The following is an 18564-nucleotide window of genomic DNA, read 5'->3' on the forward strand; positions in this document are numbered from 1 at the left end:
TCTATGGTCTAATTTGCAACAAATGGAGCGGTAGCCCCAGTAACATTGAAATAATTTACAGTAAACTGTTTTTCTTGACATCGAATCAATAGGGCTAAACAATTAAAAATCAATACGTTGGCAACAATGATAAATTATTAAGGATTTCGGTATTGCGTCAAATCCCAACATAAACCGTAGGAAAGCCCATAAACCTGATACTTATTTACTGTAACGACTATGGAAAATACAAGAAAAAGCACTTTCTCGGCAATAAGCCTCAATAGGATAACGGCCCAGCGTTTCCGGGACTATTCGAAGACGGTGACAAGGTCACATTCGGAGACCATGGATGCCATGATCGATTTCTTCGAAAGGACGAGGATATCCCCAAAGAGCGAAGTGATGATTGGTTTTATAAAGTTCCAGAACTATATGATTGGCCGCTTTGATTATCTGGAAGAAATGCTTCGCACCATGGAGCGAGAACAGTTACGGCCGACACACGACATGCTCAAAAGTCTGTTCGATGGCACTGCACTGCATAAGAGACCGGAACAACCCTTGCTGGTCGATAGGGCATCCGTCAAAATGACCAGAGAAGAATGGAATATGGAAGAGGGGAAAGTTTCGTTTGAAAAACACCATGAGATTATAAAGGCGAGGGGCAAGGACAGTCGAACCTTTAAAAAGGTCCTTGATAGTATTACCAAAATTGAACCGACCTTCGGAAAACCTTATTTAAAAATGGAACTGGATGAAGCTGAACTAAAGTACATCCGACAACAGTTGAATCCAAAATAGATACTACCACGATTCAAGTAAAAGTAAGATGCGCCCTATGCGGTTTTTGCTTTACGTTTATCTACCGGAACACTACAAAAACCGCACAGGATCCTTGCGCGGTCAAGTTATGGTAAGATTTGGGGGATTTAGCTTAATGTGAAAATTAGGATGCTAATTGAAAGTCTAAATAAAGGTGGGATTAAACACGAATAGTTCAATTAAGCCTTAATAGGCTTAATTGAACTTTAAGCAGTAAAATGTAATTCCGAAAAACGTTCGTTTTAGATTTCAATTAAATTGTATTCTAAAATATATTTTAACACGAGGAAAAGATGGTTTAAGTTAACGCTATGCGTTCTATGAAATAATAATTATACAGTGAACTATACTAAAACCTATATGAATTTCGAAAGCATTGGTTTCGCAGGCGTAAAGGGCATCATTACCATTTGCCCGCCAATTGGGACTAGAGGATATTACACTCGAGTTAATCCTATATGGTGGAGCAATTACATAACCGCTCGGAACAACTCCAAAGAAACGCAGCAGTGTCGTTCACTAGGTTAAAACTGTCGATTACAGATTTGGAGTCTTATAAAAAGGTTAACAATCCTAAATTTGCTCTTTCATCTAATTTAAAACCAATGACAAGAACAATTCTAGTTTTACCCCTACTTTTTTTTGCAATTTTTTCCTTCGGACAAAGTGAAAATAAAAGTTTTGTTGTAAAACATACCACAGCAATTATAGAACCTGATGGTGTCCTTGACGAACCAATTTGGGAAACTACCGAAAGTGCTAGTGCCTTTAATCAATATTTTCCGCTCGATACCGTACAAGCACAAAACCAATCAGAAATTAAAATTTTGTATGATGATAAAAACCTGTATATAGGTATAAAAGCTTACTCTATTGGCAAGAACTATGCACTACAATCTTTAAAGCGCGATTTTAAAGGGAGTGGTAATGACAGCTTTTCATTGCTTTTTGACACCTACAACGATGGCACCAATGCGTTTTTATTTGGTATTAATCCGCAAGGTGTGCTTAGAGAAGGACTCATTTCGAACGGAGGTACTGACGTCAACAATTTGGATCTTTCTTGGGACGTAAAATGGCAAGGAGACTCCAAAATTTACGATGACTATTTTACTACCGAAATGATTATACCATTAACCTCTTTAAAATTTGAGGAAGGGGCAACTAAATGGAGATTAAATAGCTATCGTATTGATACCCAATCAAATGAGCGTAGCAGTTGGGTTAGAATTCCACAAAATCAATCGATTACCAATCTAGCATTTATGGGTGAAATGGTTTTCGAAAACCCCCTAGGTAAATCTAAAAGTCCGCTTGCCATTATACCATATATCAATGCCGTATCGCAAAAAGATTTTAAAACCAATGAAGGTTTTAATAACTTAAAAGTGGGTGGGGATGCCAAGGTTGCTATTGGCAATAGTTTGAATTTAGATTTGACATTAAATCCAGATTTTTCACAAGTAGAAGTTGACGATCAAATAACAAATTTAACGCGCTTCGAAGTTTCGCTTCCTGAGAAAAGGCAGTTTTTTATTGATAATAGCGATCTATTCGCAAGTTTTGGAGATGGACGCGATGCGAATCCGTTTTTCTCTAGGCGCATCGGTATCGCTAGAGATACGGCAGGTAATTCCATAGAAAATAAAATTATTGGTGGTGTTCGTTTAAGTGGAAAATTGACTAAAGACCTGAGAATAGGTGTTTTGAATATTCAGACGGCCAAAGATGAAGAAAATGAAATTCCCTCCAACAACAATACCATGATAGCCCTTCAGCAAAGAGTTTTTTCGAGGTCAAATATTGGAGTGTTCTATATCAATAGGCAATCATTTGAAAAGAATGACTTTGTTGATCGGGAAGATGAATACAACAGGGTGGTTGGTCTTGATTATAATTTGGCATCTAAAGATAATACGTGGACTGGTAAAATGTATGCCCACAAGTCTTTTCAGCCCGATGATAATGCAGGTAATATATCTGCAGGAGCAAATCTTAGATATAACTCTAGAAAATATAACTTCTACGTTAAAGGACTTTCGATAGATGAAGATTTTTCATCTGATTTGGGCTTTATCCAAAGAACAGGAACTTTCAAAGGGCTTGTAAGTGCTGAGCGTGTTTTTTGGCCAAATAAAGGTATCATTCAAAATCACGGATTTCGATTTTTCCCTATTCTTTTTTGGGATCCTAGTATGGATTTTAAAAACACCGATTATGATCTTATGAGTTCTTGGAAAGCAACTTTTAAAGATCAATCACAGTTCGAGATAGAACTAACGAATAGTTTTACCTTTCTATTTGACAGTTTTGACCCTACCAACACGGATGGTGCATTAGAACTACCTGGCGATCAAGGCTATCATTATAATAGTGTAAAATTTGGCTATCAATCAGATATGCGAAAACGTTTTGCTTTTGAAGCGGGCTCTCAGATTGGTCAGTTTTACAACGGAAAACGTTTTTCTGTAAATAGTATGATGACCTTGCGCTTTCAGCCAAAAGTCTTTCTTTCACTAGTTTTAAATTATGATCAAATTACATTGCCAGACCCTTACGCAAGTGCTGATATTTGGTTGATAAGTCCAAAAATTGATGTCACTTTTAGTAAGTCTATTTTTTGGTCCACATTAATTCAGTATAGTAATCAAAAAGACAACTTAGGGTTTAATTCAAGATTACAATGGCGTTTTGCTCCGCTCTCAGATTTGTTCATTGTCTATAATGATAATTACTTCGTGAATAGTTTTCAGCCTAAAACCCGATCTATCAATTTGAAATTAACCTATAGGTTTAATCTTTAATAATAAGGCTTTAACAACGCTGAGTTCAACCCGTAAGTGTGTTGCACTTATTACTTGAATTTAGATTTCAATTAATTCTATTCTAAAAATATATTTTAACGCAAGGAAAAGATGGTTTAAGTTAACGCTATGCGTTCTATGAAATAATAATTATACAGTGAACTATACTGCAAAAGAACATCATTACCATTTGCCCGCCAATTGGGACTAGAGGATATTACACTCGAGTTAATCCTATATGGTGGAGCAACTGCCTTCGCCTTCGTGATTCATATTGCTTGATTACATAACCGCTCGGAACAACTCCAAAGAAACGCAGCAGTGTCGTTCACTAGGTTAAAACTGTCGATTACAGATTTGGAGTCTTATAAAAAGGTTAAATAGAATATTTTTAGACATTCGCATACTACCGTAATAATCAAAATAAATCAGGAAGGGATAGAAAAAAAATTATTCCTAGTACTTCTAATTTCAGGAGTTTTTTTGACCAGCTGTTCCAAAAAATTCACAACCGAACAAAAAGACGGCTACGTTCAGGTCTCAAATAGAGATGGAAGTACCTTAGTCTATCATCCTGAATCTGATGTGCAATCAAACATATATAGTTAATAAAGTAATTTTCATGAAATCATAAACATTAGCTCAAAATGGAATTTAAATAACACCCTTAATCGAACTGTAGAAGTTGGTATAGAAATTTGACACGAAAAAAATATTCAATTAATCAAAAATTACTTATATGAGATCGGTAACTATTATTCTTATTGCTTCCTTTTCCGTTTTTACATCTGTTTTGTTTTCACAAACAGCATTAGTTGACTTGTCAAACATTAAAAGGAAGTGGCTGGATATAACCTATGCAAATTTATCGCCAGCTGAAAAATTAGATATCTATTTGCCTGATGATGGGGATGGACCTTTCCCTGTCATTATTAGTATTCACGGTGGGGGGTTTATGTTTGGTGATAAAGCCGATGAGCAACTCAACCCAATGCTTAAGGGGTTGAACCATGGATATGCCATTGTTTCAATTAACTATCGAATGAGTGGCGAAGCGATATTTCCTGCAAATATCAATGATGTAAAAGCTGCGATACGTTGGGTTAAAGCAAATGCAGCTGAATACAAATTTAGCCCAAAACGAATCGCTTTATGGGGTGGATCGGCAGGAGCTAATTTGGCTGCTTTGGCAGGGACTTCAGGCGATGTAAAGGAATTGGAAGATATGAGTATGGGCAATGCAAAGCAATCGAGCAGGGTGATGGCTGTAGTAGATTGGTTTGGGCCAACCAATTTTTTATTAATGGATGAGCAACTAAAAGAAACGGGTAATGGAAAACCTGATAAAAGTGAAGCCAATTCAATGCTATCAAAAGTATTAGGGCAAAAAATTACCGAGATTCCAGAGAAAGTAAAGATGGCAAACCCTGAATCGTATATTACGAGCGATGATCCACCATTTCTAATTCAACACGGCACAAAAGACCCGATAGTTCCAACACAACAGTCTGTCTTATTTTACGAGAAATTAGTAAAAGTATTAGGCAAAGAAAAAGTGACACTGCATTTGTTGGAAGGTGTACAACATGGCGGGAAGGAATTTGAAACACCGGAAAACCTGCAAATAGTATTTTCTTTTCTTGATAAAATATTAAAATAAAAATAGAACTCCTTACAAAATAAATCAGAAAATGATAGAAAAAAAATTATTCCTAGTACTTCTAATTTCAGGAGTTTTTTTGACCAGCTGTTCCAAAAAATTCACAACCGAACAAAAAGAGGGCTACGTTCAGGTCTCAAATAGAGATGGAAGTACTTTAGGCTATCATCCTGAATCTGGTGTGAAATTGTTAACCGTTGATGGATACGCCTTTAAGGATATGAACAAAAATGGAACATTAGATTCTTATGAAGATTGGCGATTATCTGCTGATGTTCGAGCAAACGACCTTGCTACTAAATTGACCTTGGTAGATATTGGAGGTTTAATGTTATATAGTTCGCACCAATCTATTCCCGGTGCTAGTAGCGGGTTTGGTTCTTCGAATTATAATGGAAAACCTTTTGGAGAAAGTGGCGCTTTGGCCAGTGATCTATCCGACGAACAAAAAAAGTTTTTAAAAGACGACCACTTGAGGCATGTCTTGATTACCCGTGTTGAAACTCCTTCGACAGTGGCGCAATGGAATAACAATGCACAAGCCTTCGCTGAAGGTCTTGATTTTGGAATTCCGGTCAACACAAGTTCGGATCCAAGGCACGGTACTGATTCGTATGCGGAGTTCAATGCCGGTGCGGGTGGAGCCATTTCTATGTGGCCTGGAACTTTGGGAATAGCCGCCACTTTTGACCCAACCTTGATGCAGCAATTCGGAGAAATAGCTTCTAAAGAGTACCGTGCTTTAGGTATTGCTACAGCGTTATCTCCACAAATCGATTTGGCAACAGAACCTAGATGGAGCCGTTTTGATGGAACCATGGGTGAAGACCCAGATTTGGCAACCGATTTGGCTAGGGCTTATGTAGACGGATTTCAGTCCACGAACGGAGGTGATTGGGGTTTTGAAAGTGTAAATGCTATGGTCAAGCATTGGCCAGGTGGTGGTCCAGAAGAAGGGGGTCGTGATGGTCACTTTGGTTACGGAGCATATGCTGTCTATCCTGGAAAAAACATCAAAGACCACATACAACCTTTTACCCAAGGTGCTTTCAAATTAGAAGGTGCGACTAAAATGGCTTCTGCCGTTATGCCTTATTACACTATTTCAACGGGAGAAGGGGAAGCCGTTGGCAATGGATTTAACAAATACTTGATTACCGATGTTCTTAGAGGAGAATACGGATATGACGGAGTACTTTGTACCGATTGGGGAATTACTAGGGATGTTTCCGCTATGGACAAGTTTGAAGGGAAAAGTTGGGGCGTTGAGACAATGAGCGTAGCCGAACGTCATTATAAGGCAATCGAAGCCGGAATGGACCAGTTTGGTGGCAATAATGCTTTGGGACCTATACTCGAAGCCTATAAAATGGGAGTTGCTGAACATGATGAAGACCAAATGCGAAAACGTTTTGAAACTTCCGCCGTTCGTTTGTTGAAGAACATTTTTAGAACCGGGCTTTTTGAAAACCCGTATTTGGATGTTGCAGAAACCGAAAAAATTGTTGGTAAGGCCGAATATATGCAAGCGGGATATGATGCCCAGTTGCGCTCGGTGATCTTACTCAAAAATCAAGGGAAAGCACTTCCGCTGAAGGAAAAACAGAAAGTGTATTTCCCCAAAAGATATATCGCGACCAGCACCAATTGGAAGGGGGAGGTAACACCTGAAAAGACAGAATATCCTTTTAATATAGAAGTAGTGTCGAAGTATTTCGAGGTGGTCGAAAACCCAAAAGAAGCCGACTTTGCATTGGTGGGCATCAAAAGTCCGGATAGTGGTGTAGGTTATGATAGGGCTGACCTCGAAAAAGGAAGCAATGGCTATGTGCCTATCAGCCTACAATATGAATCCTATACGGCCAAGGACGCCAGAGAAACGAGCTTGGCCGGAGGTAGCCCTTTGGAGGATTTTATAAATCGCACATACCAAGGTAAAACAGTGAAGACCAACAATACAACCGATATGAAATTGGTCAATGAAACAAAAGCAAAAATGGGAGATAAACCCGTTATCGTTATTATTCATGTTTCAAAACCCATGATATTTTCTGAAATTGAGTCATCTGCCTCTTCGATTTTGGTACACATGGGCGTGCAAGACCAAGCCTTGATGGAAATCATTTCAGGAGCAACAGAACCATCTGCTTTGTTACCCTTTCAAATGCCTGCAGATATGACCACGGTAGAAAAGCAATTTGAAGATGTGCCAAGGGATATGAAGCCCTACGTCGATTTTGATGGGAATATCTATGATTTTGCATTCGGACTGAACTGGAATGGAGTAATTTCCGATGAAAGGGTAGCCGCATATAAATAGGTTTTGGCTATTAAAATAGAATGATTGTAGAACATTGAATGTTGCTTCATAGCTGCTAACAAATCAAGGGTATTACTATGAATAATTATGTTTTTGTTAGTGCGGAGTTCAACACACTTATTATTTAGGACTTCAATTGGGTTATTATAATTAAACTTTCTAATGGGTCTGTAATTTAGTGATCTTTCCACTTCTTTTATTCTTCTGACAGATACTTCTCTCAGGGCGGTTTTCTTGGGTAAGAACCTTCTTATGGCCCCTATTCTATTTTCCACTGTTCCTTTGTTCTGAGAGGTATAAGGTCTAGTAAAGTAAGTTTTGCTTTTAAGTCCTTTGCGATTTTATGATGGTGCGCAAACTCCTTACCATTGTCAAAAGTGATGGTTTTTATCCAAGAACTATCGAAATTGGAAAGCCTTTTATTCATTTTGAGATATATTTCGTCCGCATTTGTACTGTGGAGTTTCTCCAACATGGTAACTAGTGTTGTCCTATCGGTCATTACCAGCAGCGCCGATTTATGGTTCTCCCCATCATCAGATGAACTTCTACGTCCCCTATACGTAATCTTTCGATCACAAACCACTGGACTCCATTTCTCATATTTCACAAGCTCTTCGATACGTCTTTTAAGCTACTCGCCCAAAAGAATCTGTTTGGGCTTGTTTGAATGTCGATAATCTGTCTTGCGTTGGGTGTGCTTCCCGATATAACGTCCTGCCGTTTGTCCTCTCCTTAGAACGTTACGCTTTAATTCGTGGCCAATAGTACTCTTGTGAACACCAATTTGACCAGCTATTTCCGTTTGTAACAATCCTACTTCAAGTAGTGATTGAATTTGACACCTTTGACCAAGGCACAGTTGATTGTGTTTTTTCATCCAAGACGAATATGAAAATTGAGCTTAAAACAGATGGGGTTAGCCCCATCTGTTTTAAGTATTCGTGTTGCACTTATTACTTGAACTTAGATATATTAAAAGGCATCTAAAAAGTTTATTTTAAAAGGAATTGAATATTTTAATCCGCCAAGCGAATATATAATAATCCTACTTCCTTAAGTAAGGATCAGTAATTCAAAAATGATTAATAGGGCCCTCCTGCTTTTTGTTAGAGGAGTTGCATTTTTATTATTTTCTTGTTCCCCTAAATTTCAAATGTAGCATTGCCAATTGAAAGGGTTCAAGAATTCTCATTCACCGGTTCAAGTGTTGTAGAGGATAAATGGTGGACGGCCTTTCAAGACGAGAACCTCAATAAATTGATTGATAGCGCAATGCAGTCGAATTTTGATTTGGCAACAATTTTTGGCGGCAAAAGCAACGGTTTCCAGGCAGGCTTAAAACAAATGTCCGTTTTACGGGACTATTTCCCCAGAGCACACAAATGTTCTGAAACAAGTTACCTCTTTTCCATCTAAAAAATAAAAGCCTATGACTAATTTTTCATAAACTGGAATTTCTCAACTAAACAAACAGTAAAATCAAGGTCAAAACAATCCCTCCTGCTGTAAAATAGAGTCCTTTTTTGAAAACTGAGGTCGTAGGTCTAAACATCCAAAAAGCTGATACCGCAAAGAACAGTAGAGATATTGCAAAGAATATTCCCAACCAAAACAACGGATGCCCTGAATGCATCTTATGAATATTATTCATTTTTTCAAGTAGAATAGGGAGTTTCTTTTCGGTATACTCTGCTACACCCGTTTTTTTGTTATAGGTTCCTCCTTGAAAGTAAATTAGGCCCCCTTCTTCTTTGTCCACGCTAAAGCGTCCTTTTTCTAAGGCCCCTCCCAAATCATCAGCTGCAATATTAGGCTTTAAGTTTTTTTCAATTTGAATTTCCTTTTGTAAAAAATCGGTATTCCTGAAGGTCAGCACTATGCCACTAATGGAGTAAACAATCATGATACCAGCAAGGAAAAATCCTAAATATCTGTGTATAACTCTAAAGGTTTGTTCTGTTTTTCGTCCCATAAGTAATATATTTAATTAGTTGTCCATAACAACCCAAATCAATATGGCAACATAAAGCAAATACCAAATGATATGCATGATATATTTTTTTGCCTTATGAACTGAGCTGGCCATTATAAATCTTTTAATATAATCAGATTAAATTTGTTAAAACAGCCTAAACATAAGTCTCCAGACCGTTCTTACTAACAAACACTATCTATTTTATTGTTGTGCCATTTCCAAATTGATCGTCATTTCGACTTCATCGCCCAAAGTTGGTGTCTCTCCGCCAACCTTATATGCCAAGCGATCTATCGTGCCAGTCAATTTGAGTCCGGCCTTTAGTTTGTTGCTTCGTTGGTCGGTAATGATGCCGTTGAGCTTTCCTTCCAATGTTACCGGTTTTGTTACACCGTGCATTGTCAAATCGCCCGTTAGTTTGAACATTTTCTCCCCCGTTTTTTCAAATGCGGTGGTTTTAAAAGTTATTGTTGGATGAGTCTCCGCGTCGAAAAAATCGGCACTACGTAAATGTTCGTTTCTACGATCATTGTCGGTATCAATACTACCCGTCTTTAATTCTACTGTAAAGGATGGCTCGCTAAAGGCATCATCGGCGGTTGCGGTAATGTCGAATTCACTAAAATGGCCTTCGACCTCTGAAATCAACAAATGGGTAATAGCAAAGCCGACTTTGGAATGGGCGTTGTCGGCCTTCCAAGTGCTCTGTACGGATATCGTGGCCTGAGATTGGGCGATATTTACAGTAAGAAGTAAAAATCCGAGAAAAAGTAAGTAAAATGTATTGCGTTTCATGCGTTCCCTATGTTAGATTATGAAATCCAAATGTGGGGTTTAATACTTAAGCTAAGTTTATATTTTCTGTAAACGACAGAAGTTGTACCATAAACAGCGCATACATATTAAATAGGTGTTTACCTGTCTAATTCTGTCGATGGCGGATTTTTTGGACATTACACAGAAAAGATAAATATATTTGTTTCTAAACCATAAACGTGAAATTAGGCCTCAGCTTTTTATTAATATTATTCTGTACTGTTTCCATAGCGCAGCAACGTGGAAAACGTACAATGCGGAAAACCATTACAGAAGCATCTAATGCTATCCTTGATTCATTCGAAAATGATATTCGAAATGAAATCGCTTCGAAAGAGATTGCTGGTGCGGCCTATGTTTTGTACCACAAAGGAGCTGTCGTTCGCATGAAAGCTTTTGGAGAATCCGATGTGGACTCCCACCGGCCAATGCAGACAACAGACATATTCAGACTGGCCTCGATGACCAAACCCATCGCATCGCTGGCACTTCTGTTGTTACAGGAAGACGGACTAATCAACATGAACGACAGACTGGAAGAGTACCTTCCGGCTTTTACCAATCTCGTTGTACTAGATAGGATTGATACATTGAACGGTATGACAGTACTTCAGACCCATCCTGCCAAAAATCCGATCCTCTTGAGGCATCTCCTCACCCACACGGCAGGTTTTGCCAGTCAGCATAACGGAGAATTGAAATCCTTGTACCAGTCCACTTTCAAAGATATTTCCGCCAATGACCTTACCTATTTTGCTGATCAACTAGCAAGCTTACCCCTCAATCACGAACCTGGTGATGGATGGATATATGGTCCTTCGATCAATATTGCCGCTAAGGTAATTGAGCAGGTAAGCGGAATGTCATTTCAGGATTTTCTAGAGAAAAGGATTTTGGGTCCAATGCAAATGCATGAAACCCGTTTTTACCTTGATTCAACCGAGGCTAATAAACTTACGAGTCTGTATACACGTGATGCAAATGGTGTTATGAAAGTCGTTGATCCCGGCACAGTTTCGAGTCGCTTGATCTCAGGCCCAAAAGTACATTACAGTGGCTCAGGTGGACTGACCTCCACGCTGAATGATTATCTGAAATTTTGTGTCATGATTCTCAACAACGGGGTGCATGAAGGAATAGTCGTTGCCAAACCGGAGACCATCGCACTTATGAAAACCGACCAGGTTCCCCTGAACATCAATGGGGATTTGAATACTCAGCCGGGTCAACTTACTGAAGGATTTACCTTTGGTTATCAAATTGCGCGAACAGAAAATAACAGATCGCTCAAACCCAAGGGAACCATATCCTGGTTTGGGGCAACTGGATCTATATTTTTCATAGACCCGCAAGAAAAAGTTATTGGCATATACATGACTCAAATGCAGCCCTATTTCCATATCAATTCAAGAAAAAACTTTTCGAACTCGATGTTAAAGTCAATAATGAAATGAATTAATTATACATACCGAGTAAATAGATTTTTAAAAAAAAAGCTAAGTACAAAACTTTGGAAATATCTATATTTAATTGGTTTTGAGCGTTTAATAAGATGTTAGCGATTAAATCTAATCCGTATTTAAAAATGCTTTTAGCCTTCTTGTCATATTTTTTTAGAATAATTGGAGTTATTAGATAGAGGTATATTTTTGCTTTATAGCACCAGACAAAGGGAATCATTACCAATAAAACAAGTTTCTTAATTCTCTCTAAATCTTGTATATGTGTATTTTTAATCTATCAAATCCGCTGGATTTTATAGATTAAAAATACATTTCTATCTGCCAGCGTTCTTTGTATGCTTGTTTTGCATTCTTAGGTTTTATTGAATTTTAAAATGTTTGATTTTTAGGGAAGGCTACACTAAGACTAAATCTTAGATTAAAATAGACCGCTTGTAATATAATTGCTTTTGGGAAACAATGACCTTTGAACACCTCTTTTTTAGCTTTCCTCTAGACTAGATGCGATAGAACCAGGGCGATACCCCCATAGGCCAAATTTTGGGATTAATGAGCAAAGAACGCTATTCATTTCCAGCCACCATTGAGTTGGAATATAAAATTCCGGAGGGTTCCGATGCCGTAAAGGAAGTGACCCGTTGTCTCGAGTTTTGTAGGCAGCAACTTAAAACCTAGTCTTAAGGGCTTTTTATTGCTAGAAAACACAATACGCTCAATCGATTCAAGCAAACGATTTATTAAACTCCAAAAAGAGAAAATTACAAGTACCAAAAAAAGGGAATACGATTCAAGCACAGAGACTTAAACCCTAAGAGTACAAAACCGACGTTGACCCTGCCAAATCAGTCGATGGCGGTTATTAATATACGATCTTAACATAAAATGGTATTTTTATAGCATGGCACCAAAACCATCCTTATTAAATAGCACCTCAAAAGAGGTAGTTTTTCAGATATTGCTCCATGTCGTGCTTTTCGTATTTTTCTCATTCGATAAGAATGAACCGTCGATACAAGAATTTAAAATAGTGACTTTTATAAACTACGCGCTGGGAGCCTTTGTTATCAATTACATTTTGTTGCCCCGTTTTTTCTACAAAAAGAACTATTTGCTTTTCTTTCTGTCCGTTGCGGTCATAGTTACTGCTATCATTATGATCGAGGAACTTGTTCTGGAGGCAGTCTATTATCCAGACACTCGTGGCAAGCATTTTCATGGTATTGTTTATAGTCTCTTGGATGTCATGCCCGTGATTATGATACTCGCAGGATTTAAGTTTGCTTGGGATGCATCTAAAAAACAATTGGAAGTTGAAGAACTACGCTCCTCTGTCAAGGAGAGCGAACTACAATTTCTGAAATCACAGATTAATCCACATTTTTTATTCAACAACCTGAACAATCTTTATTCTTACGCTATAGAGGAGTCACCGAAAACGCCCTCTATTATTTTGGAACTTTCATCCGTACTGCGATATATGCTATATGACTGCAAGGAGAAATATGTGGTCCTTCCAAAGGAAATAAATCATCTTAAAAACTTCACCCAATTGAACGAGCTACAGATTGAGGAACGTGGTACGGTTAGCTTTAAAACCGGGAACATCCAATCAGACTATCGTATCGCGCCTTTAATCTTGATGGTGTTTATCGAGAATGCTTTTAAGCACAGTACGGCGAGCCAATCAAAGGATATTTCCATTGAGATTGATATCCATGTAACAGACAGCGGGATATTGGAATTTAAATGTGAAAATTCATTTCGACCTGTAACAAATACTGATAATCTTTCTAAAGGCATAGGTCTTCAGAATGTTAAAAAACGATTGCTACTCTTATATCCTGATGTGCACGAACTAACTATTTTTGATTCTGGAGAAGTATATACCGTTCATTTGAAAATGCAATTAAAGAAGGACACCGCATGATACACTGCATCATTATTGAAGACCAACCGCCAGCTCAAAGGGTATTGAAAAAATACATCGGAGATATGAGTAATATGGCCTTGAAGGCAACTTTTGGGGATGCCCTACAGGCCATGGATTTTTTAAAATCCGAGCCTGTTGACCTCATTCTTTTGGACATTCACTTACCCAAGATTTCAGGTATCGATTTCTTAAAAGCATTGACACATAAGCCCCAAGTAATTTTGACCACTGCATTTTCTGAATATGCTTTGGAAAGCTATGAATATGATGTGGTCGACTATCTTTTAAAACCATTTTCTTTCGAGCGCTTCGTGCAAGCGGTCTCCAAGGTCCCGATACTGAAATCGGAAGGATTCAAGCCCGAAAATCAAATTGAAATCGTATCATCACCCGAAGTGATTTTTATTAAATCAGGTTACGAGCATATCAAAATTGATGTGGCCGATATCCGTTTTATTCAATCCGATGCTGATTATACCGAAATCTTCACGTCCGAAAAGAAATATCTTTCCCAAGAACCGCTTCGGCATTGGGAAGAATATCTAGATCCAAAAAAGTTTGTACGTATACACAAATCCTACATCCTCAATACTTCAAAAATAAAAAAAATCATAGGCAACCAAGTGCGTTTGGATGAAAGCACGAACCTTCCTATTGGCCGTGCCTATAAAGAACAATTTATGAAAAACCTAATTCGTAAAAGAAATCCTTAAGAAATTAAAAAAAGACATAATCCCTTGAATATGAAAAAAATTAGCTTTTTATTTTGTTTAGTATGTATGACTGTCCTTAATGCTCAGAGAGATTTTAGCAAGGCCAAAATAACCTCTGAAAAACTATCGGATAACATTTATGCTTTATTTGGTGAAGGAGGAAATATCGGTTTGGCCATAGGTGAAGATGCAGCCTATCTTATCGATGATCAATTTGGTCCTCTAACTGAAAAAATAGTGGCACATGTACAGACGCTTACCGATAAGCCCATCAATTTTGTTCTTAACACTCATATACATGGTGATCATATCGGAGGCAACGAAAACTTGGCCAAGGCGGGTGCCATAATAATAGCGCATGACAACGTTCGCAAAAGAATGGTGACTGCAGATGAGCCCCAGCGAGAGGGAGCCTTTCCTGTTGTAACATTTAATGATAAAATGACATTGTATTTGGGTAATGGCAAAAGTCTTCATGCAATGCATGTAAATCCGGCTCATACCGACGGGGATACCTATTATTATTTTCCCGAAGATAATGTGATACATATGGGAGATAATTTTTCTGGTGGCTACCCAAATATAGATTTTAATTCAGGAGGGGATATCGACGGATTGATATCAAACCTTTCAATGGCTTTAGGTATAGTCGACGATGGCACCAAAATAATACCAGGCCATGGAGCTGTCTCTTCAAAGGCAGATTTGGAAAGCTATAAGAGCGTTTTGGTCACCCTTCGTGCCCGTGTAAAAAAGGCCAGGGACGAAGGTAAGTCATTGGAAGAAACCCAAAAATTAGGCCTTTCGAAAGAATGGGATGCAACCCATGGACAGGGCTTTATCAACGCGGATAGGATTATTGAATTCATTTATAAGTCCGCTGATTAAAAAGATAATATTTAATACGTTTTCGGCTGTATTGAGGGTTATTTGTGTGATATAATAAACAGAGGTATGCTTCTGGGGACGTAATATTAGTTTTTTTTTGATAAGCTAAAATAAAGATCTATCCCTGGGCTATAACTGATGTATTAACCGGCCAAGAGGGAGCTTTATCAACCCCTTCCCTTTCCATTCTAGCTACACCAATATTTTTCAGGGCAATTCGGACTTGAATCCTTCATTTTAAGATGCCTTTGATCTTGGTTATTTAAAACGATTGGACGAACTTACTCTGACCTCCACTATTTACTACTAGAGGGAAACCAATTCCTTTGAAGTAATACAGGAAGAAACGGGACAAGTAACCTCAGACGGGATACGGATTATACGCTCCATCCCATAAACCTTTCTACTAAAAAGCAATTCTTCATACGTTAAGAATCATATATCGAGTAATATTCTGCTTGGTTAAAGACCTTCAATCCGAATCTTTTTTGAAGTTCAAAAATTTTAAACCGATGAAATTTAAAGGTTCATCGCAAACTTTTTCGGGTTCATCGCAAATTCCAAAAGTGACTGGTTTTGAGGCGTAAGTTTGTCCTGTAAATCATTAATAACCCGTCTGCAACATAGCAGACCTAAATTAAAATATCATGAAAAAATTTTTAAAAAGTACCGCAGCACTTGCCCTATTATTTGCAACCACAACAGGAATGGCAACCGAGCCTAAAATTAGTTTGGCTCATGGAAACGATGCAAAAAGTTTTATTGTTAAATTGGACTCGCAAGCCCAAGATTCAAAAATCAAATTGATCGATGATAATGAACAGACCATTTACTCTGAGAATATCCTCGATGCCAATTACACCAAAAAATTCAATTTTAAAAATCTTGCTATCGGCACATATTACTTTTCGGTCGAAAATGCTCTTTCATCGGTAGTTTATACGCTTACCATCAACGACAAAAACGTAAGTATAGCCAATACAAACGAAAGCACTAACAAACCCATTTTCAGGAAGACGGACAATAAAGTTTTTGTAAATCTTTTCAATGCCGACCAGCAAAAAGTTGATATTACAATTATCGATAGTGAAGAGATGGTTGTTTTTAAGGAATCAGCAAAAGACGAATTGATAATTGGAAAAATATTCAATTTTAAAAAGGCGTTGAAGGGGACTTACACCATTAGGGTGAATGACGGAGAGGACACCTATTATCAAAACATTACTATTGGATAGACGGTAATATATTCACCGAATTATAAAGTTGTTTGTTAGTGGAAAACGGTCTTTGAACAAAACTAAAGGCCGTTTTTCTATGCTCCGGCTTTTCAGCTAGAACGGTATAATTCAAACCATTCTTTGCTGGATGCTTATCTACATTTTAATTATCTTGGCTACCACGATTAACCAATTTCTATGCAACTTAATTCAACCACCTTAAAAACGAATCAGAAAATAGCCATCCATATTTTAGTATGGGCGGTATTATTTTCATTGCCCTATATCTTTGCGCTGCAGGCCGAGGATGGCGGGCCACTTTCGCAACTGAAAAGCAAGAGATTATTGTTGAACTCGTCAATGTATATCTTTTGGGCCTTGACTTTCTACTTTAATAGCTACGTCCTTATCCCCAAGATTCTTTATCAAAGTAGGCTGTTGCTTTTTGTATTTGCAAATCTCGGACTACTTGCTGGCATACTCTTCATCAACCGATGGATGTACAACCTTCTGATTTCCGAACATCCTTTTTTCTTTTCCAAAGCGATAACCTTCAATGGCCTACCGTTCCTGTTTTTTGTCTTGATAGGCATCGCGTTCAAAACGGTTTTCGACCGAATTAAAATGGACCGTATTGCCAAAGAGCGTGAGAGTGAAAACCTAAAAACGGAGCTTTCCTTTTTACGCTCCCAGATCAGTCCGCATTTTCTGTTCAACGTACTAAACAATATCGTTGCTTTAGTAAGGTTGAAAAGTGATGAATTGGAACCCACCATATTAAAATTGTCCTCCTTGATGCAATATATGTTGTACGAGACGGATGATGAAAAAGTATTGTTGAAAAGCGAAGCCGATTATCTTCAAAGTTATATCGACCTTCAGAAACTACGCTTTGGCGATCGGCTGAAGCTAAACGTAGATTTGGGATTGAAGGAAGATTGGCACACCATTGAACCCATGCTCTTGATCCCCTTTGTGGAGAATGCCTTTAAACATGGTACTGGAATGATAGAAAACCCCATAATAGATATTTCGTTGCAAGCAGTCAACAATGAACTTGCCTTTATAGTAAAGAACAAGTACATCGATGATGACCAGGCCAAGGACAAGGTTTCTGGAATAGGACTGACCAATGTTAAACGACGGTTGCAACTTTTATATGGTAAAAACCATGACCTAAATATCCATAGTACGGACGAATGGTTTACCATTACCCTAAAACTAGCATTTGAGCCATGATGAACTGTATAGCCATCGACGATGAACCCTTAGCATTAGAACTGTTAAAAGATAACATAGGAAAGATACCTTTCCTGAATCTGGTAGCTGCTTGCAACAATGCTTTTGAGGCGATGGAAACGATGCAGACACAATCCGTTGACCTCATATTCATCGATATACAGATGCCCGGCCTTACCGGACTCCAATTTATCGCCAGTCTTGAAAAGAAACCCTTAGTAATATTTATTACCGCTTATAAACAATACGCCGTGGAAAGCTATGACCTTGATGTTGTGGACTACCTAGTAAAACCAGTACCTCTGGAACGTTTTATAAAAGCTTGTAATCGTGCCAAGGAACTACATGAACTGAAATCCGTTAAAAGTTCTGTTACAAAAGAGAAGACCCCAAGCCATTTTTTCGTAAACGTAGATTACAGTCAGCTAAAAGTGAAATTCGATGATATTATCTGGATGAGAGGCTATGGAGATTACATAAAGTTTCATTTAAAAAGTATCGAACATCCACTTGTGGTACGTACCACTTTTAAGGACTTAGAAATGGAACTGCCACAGAATAAATTCATCAGGATTCATAAATCGTACTCAGTTGCCATAGACGAGATTACCGCCATTCGTAAGAACAGTATTTTTCTGGGCGAAAAAGAACTGTCGGTCGGCGAGACCTTTCGGGAAAGTGTAGAAAAATTGATCGGGAAGAGAAATTAGATTTTTCCCGGATATGACAATT

15 protein-coding genes and 1 pseudogene are annotated in these 18564 nt (G+C 38.1%); 13 read left to right on the forward strand and 3 right to left on the reverse strand.

The annotated features are described in order from the left end of the window. The first annotated feature begins 219 nt into the window (after positions 1–219). From B5X55_RS09985 to B5X55_RS10000, 4 genes are all read left to right on the forward strand, one after another. Positions 220–783, forward strand: a complete 564-nt coding sequence (locus B5X55_RS09985; RefSeq protein ID WP_143814455.1) for a BfmA/BtgA family mobilization protein — start codon at positions 220–222, stop codon at positions 781–783. A gap of 626 nt (positions 784–1409) precedes the next feature. Further along, entirely contained in the window at positions 1410–3608 is a 2199-nt protein-coding gene (locus B5X55_RS09990; protein WP_079512481.1) for a DUF5916 domain-containing protein, read from the forward strand. Positions 3609–4347: 739 nt separating this feature from the next. Further along, complete coding sequence (locus B5X55_RS09995; RefSeq protein WP_079512482.1) at positions 4348–5268, forward strand: alpha/beta hydrolase; 921 nt, start codon at positions 4348–4350, stop codon at positions 5266–5268. Positions 5269–5299: 31 nt separating this feature from the next. Continuing rightward, positions 5300–7588: a glycoside hydrolase family 3 protein gene (locus B5X55_RS10000; RefSeq protein WP_079512483.1), complete on the forward strand. Its 2289-nt coding sequence runs from the start codon at positions 5300–5302 to the stop codon at positions 7586–7588. Here B5X55_RS10000 and B5X55_RS19335 read toward each other — a convergent pair. After that, positions 7519–8468, reverse strand: a pseudogene (locus tag B5X55_RS19335) (IS30 family transposase). The gene B5X55_RS10000 and the pseudogene B5X55_RS19335 sit on opposite strands and share 70 nt — an antisense overlap. 284 nt (positions 8469–8752) lie before the next feature. Between B5X55_RS19335 and B5X55_RS10015 the strand changes: the two are divergent. Beyond that, positions 8753–9007 carry a hypothetical protein gene (locus tag B5X55_RS10015; RefSeq protein WP_079512486.1) on the forward strand — a complete coding sequence of 85 codons (255 nt, stop codon included), beginning with the start codon at positions 8753–8755 and terminating at the stop codon, positions 9005–9007. 46 nt (positions 9008–9053) lie between these two features. Here the strand turns inward: B5X55_RS10015 and B5X55_RS10020 are convergent, their stop codons facing one another. After that, positions 9054–9563 carry a PepSY-associated transmembrane domain-containing protein gene (locus tag B5X55_RS10020; protein WP_079512487.1) on the reverse strand — a complete coding sequence of 170 codons (510 nt, stop codon included), beginning with the start codon at positions 9561–9563 and terminating at the stop codon, positions 9054–9056. Between the two features lie 204 nt (positions 9564–9767). Next, a complete protein-coding gene (locus tag B5X55_RS10025) occupies positions 9768–10304 on the reverse strand; it encodes a YceI family protein (protein WP_317042707.1) in 537 nt (178 codons plus the stop codon). Between the two features lie 257 nt (positions 10305–10561). Between B5X55_RS10025 and B5X55_RS10030 the strand changes: the two genes are divergently transcribed. The 8 genes from B5X55_RS10030 (at position 10562) to B5X55_RS10065 (ending at position 18542) form a co-directional block, all read left to right on the forward strand. Then, a complete protein-coding gene (locus B5X55_RS10030) occupies positions 10562–11836 on the forward strand; it encodes a serine hydrolase domain-containing protein (RefSeq protein WP_079512489.1) in 1275 nt (424 codons plus the stop codon). A gap of 1264 nt (positions 11837–13100) precedes the next feature. After that, positions 13101–13772, forward strand: a complete 672-nt coding sequence (locus tag B5X55_RS10040) for a sensor histidine kinase (RefSeq protein ID WP_234999709.1) — start codon at positions 13101–13103, stop codon at positions 13770–13772. Further along, positions 13769–14488: a LytR/AlgR family response regulator transcription factor gene (locus B5X55_RS10045; protein WP_079512492.1), complete on the forward strand. Its 720-nt coding sequence runs from the start codon at positions 13769–13771 to the stop codon at positions 14486–14488. Before B5X55_RS10040 ends, B5X55_RS10045 begins: the two co-directional genes overlap by 4 nt. A gap of 30 nt (positions 14489–14518) precedes the next feature. After that, a complete protein-coding gene (locus tag B5X55_RS10050) occupies positions 14519–15376 on the forward strand; it encodes an MBL fold metallo-hydrolase (protein WP_079512493.1) in 858 nt (285 codons plus the stop codon). Between the two features lie 166 nt (positions 15377–15542). Beyond that, positions 15543–15617 (forward strand): hypothetical protein, encoded by a 75-nt coding sequence (locus B5X55_RS19220; protein WP_317042708.1) that lies wholly within the window; start codon positions 15543–15545, stop codon positions 15615–15617. 406 nt (positions 15618–16023) lie between these two features. Beyond that, positions 16024–16611: a T9SS type A sorting domain-containing protein gene (locus B5X55_RS10055; protein ID WP_079512494.1), complete on the forward strand. Its 588-nt coding sequence runs from the start codon at positions 16024–16026 to the stop codon at positions 16609–16611. Between the two features lie 180 nt (positions 16612–16791). Beyond that, a complete protein-coding gene (locus B5X55_RS10060) occupies positions 16792–17832 on the forward strand; it encodes a sensor histidine kinase (RefSeq protein WP_079512495.1) in 1041 nt (346 codons plus the stop codon). After that, on the forward strand, positions 17832–18542 hold the full coding sequence (locus tag B5X55_RS10065) for a LytR/AlgR family response regulator transcription factor (protein WP_234999712.1): 711 nt from the start codon (positions 17832–17834) through the stop codon (positions 18540–18542). Before B5X55_RS10060 ends, B5X55_RS10065 begins: the two co-directional genes overlap by 1 nt. The last annotated feature ends 22 nt before the right edge of the window (positions 18543–18564 follow it).

The organism is Maribacter arcticus, from assembly GCF_900167935.1.
Classification (GTDB): domain Bacteria; phylum Bacteroidota; class Bacteroidia; order Flavobacteriales; family Flavobacteriaceae; genus Maribacter; species Maribacter arcticus.

What these genes read in the sequence shown, in the direction of transcription:
- B5X55_RS10050 (WP_079512493.1), top strand. Translation starts at nt 14,519, where the DNA reads ATGAAAAAAATTAGCTTTTTATTTTGTTTAGTATGTATGACTGTCCTT.
- B5X55_RS10065 (WP_234999712.1), top strand. Translation starts at nt 17,832, where the DNA reads ATGAACTGTATAGCCATCGACGATGAACCCTTAGCATTAGAACTGTTA.
- B5X55_RS09995 (WP_079512482.1), top strand. Translation starts at nt 4,348, where the DNA reads ATGAGATCGGTAACTATTATTCTTATTGCTTCCTTTTCCGTTTTTACA.
- B5X55_RS10060 (WP_079512495.1), top strand. Translation starts at nt 16,792, where the DNA reads ATGCAACTTAATTCAACCACCTTAAAAACGAATCAGAAAATAGCCATC.
- B5X55_RS10045 (WP_079512492.1), top strand. Translation starts at nt 13,769, where the DNA reads ATGATACACTGCATCATTATTGAAGACCAACCGCCAGCTCAAAGGGTA.
- B5X55_RS10000 (WP_079512483.1), top strand. Translation starts at nt 5,300, where the DNA reads ATGATAGAAAAAAAATTATTCCTAGTACTTCTAATTTCAGGAGTTTTT.
- B5X55_RS10040 (WP_234999709.1), top strand. Translation starts at nt 13,101, where the DNA reads ATGATACTCGCAGGATTTAAGTTTGCTTGGGATGCATCTAAAAAACAA.
- B5X55_RS10020 (WP_079512487.1), bottom strand. Translation starts at nt 9,563, where the DNA reads ATGGGACGAAAAACAGAACAAACCTTTAGAGTTATACACAGATATTTA.
- B5X55_RS09990 (WP_079512481.1), top strand. Translation starts at nt 1,410, where the DNA reads ATGACAAGAACAATTCTAGTTTTACCCCTACTTTTTTTTGCAATTTTT.
- B5X55_RS09985 (WP_143814455.1), top strand. Translation starts at nt 220, where the DNA reads ATGGAAAATACAAGAAAAAGCACTTTCTCGGCAATAAGCCTCAATAGG.
- B5X55_RS10055 (WP_079512494.1), top strand. Translation starts at nt 16,024, where the DNA reads ATGAAAAAATTTTTAAAAAGTACCGCAGCACTTGCCCTATTATTTGCA.